2 protein-coding genes are annotated in these 823 nt (G+C 60.3%); both read right to left on the bottom strand.

Going from position 1 to position 823, the window contains the following annotated elements; genetic code table 11:
* Window positions 1-353 precede the first annotated feature (353 nt).
* Window positions 354-668, bottom strand: coding sequence for a pentapeptide repeat-containing protein (locus tag ACFWMR_RS07460; RefSeq protein ID WP_378377779.1), 315 nt, complete (start codon window positions 666-668; stop codon window positions 354-356).
* A partial coding sequence (locus ACFWMR_RS07455) for a hypothetical protein (RefSeq protein WP_378377778.1) occupies window positions 635-823 on the bottom strand: 189 nt, incomplete at its 5' end. The genes ACFWMR_RS07455 and ACFWMR_RS07460, both read right to left, overlap by 34 nt.

The raw sequence follows: 823 nt of genomic DNA, 5'->3' as shown, positions 1-823 counted from the left end.
ACGAGGAAGCAATCGAGCCCATCACCGAGGCCATCACAATCCGACGTCAGCAAGCCGTGCAGCAACCGGGTACGCATCTCGAAAGACTCAACGAGTCACACGATGTTCTTGCCTGGCTAACTAACGAACTTTCCGCTCTCTCTCGCCCAGAAGGCGAAAGTGCGCTCTAAACGGCACAACGCTGACGGAGGACTGCCCGAAACGGCACGACCTCGCCTTGCAAAAGTGCTGGTTGACGACATCTAGGGCGTCTACCGCTGGTTGACCTGCACTGCGACGTGCCTGGAGTGGCATGTTTGGATCCATCCGACTGTGGTTCGCACCCATCGTGGCACCCATTGATCAACTAGGTGTCACGCCACAGTCATCAGCTCCAGCAGCCAGTCCGTATCAGGAAACGACCGGCACGGGCACCATCTGTAACCACACCTGTTCCTCATCACCTGGCACTTCGGCTGTCCACCACAGCGGCCAAGACGAATCACCGATCGAGTTCGCTCGGATACGGGCCCAGAAGCACCAGGCATTACCTCGAATCTCGCCTCGTAGAAGCGGGAGCCGCCAGCGAAGGTTGCTTTGCGAAACCAGGCTTCACCTGCGAAAGTGGCCTGGTCAAACCGGGCCTGGTGAGGTATCAGGAGCCGTCGGTGTCGAACTTTCCCAGCCATTCCCGCAGTTGTGCAGCTAATTCCCCGTCACCTGCATCGTCGTACGCTGCAACAGCTTCGCCCCACGCCCGTGCGGCGTCGTCGAACCGCCGCAGTGCCCGCAGCGCGTTCCCGAGGTTGTTCCACGCCGTACCTTCGCCGTGGCGGTCGCCGAG

The sequence above is a fragment of the Amycolatopsis thailandensis genome, assembly GCF_042723255.1.
Taxonomy (GTDB): Bacteria; Actinomycetota; Actinomycetes; order Mycobacteriales; family Pseudonocardiaceae; genus Amycolatopsis; species Amycolatopsis thailandensis.
Note: the sequence above shows the minus strand (reverse complement) of the source record. Positions and strands in the feature narration are given on the sequence as shown.

Bases quoted from the DNA above. Each gene is read 5' to 3' on its own strand.
- ACFWMR_RS07460 (WP_378377779.1), bottom strand. From the start codon at position 668: ATGGCTGGGAAAGTTCGACACCGACGGCTCCTGATACCTCACCAGGCC.